Raw genomic sequence first — 270 nt, 5'->3', positions numbered from 1 at the left:
ACACGACCAGCTCAAGTTCACGTTCCACGCCGAAGCAGTACTGGTGACTCTCACTCATCGTGCCGAATAATCAACGTTCCACCCTTGAGCAACCAGCATCGAACATTCGCCGATGTACTGGCCTCTGGACCGCCAGGCGGCCTAGAAGTGCTCCTTAGAAAGGAGGTGATCCAGCCGCACCTTCCGGTACGGCTACCTTGTTACGACTTCGTCCCAATCGCCAGTCCCACCTTCGACAGCTCCCTCCCACAAGGGGTTGGGCCACCGGCT

The 270-nt window shown here is 58.1% G+C and carries 1 rRNA gene; it reads right to left on the bottom strand.

Going from position 1 to position 270, the window contains the following annotated elements:
• Window positions 1–158 precede the first annotated feature (158 nt).
• A 16S ribosomal RNA gene (locus tag LPA54_RS42120) occupies window positions 159–270 on the bottom strand; the annotation flags it as partial.

The organism is Streptomyces sp. DH12, assembly GCF_020873895.1.
Lineage (GTDB): Bacteria > Actinomycetota > Actinomycetes > Streptomycetales > Streptomycetaceae > Streptomyces.
Note: the sequence above shows the minus strand (reverse complement) of the source record. Positions and strands in the feature narration are given on the sequence as shown.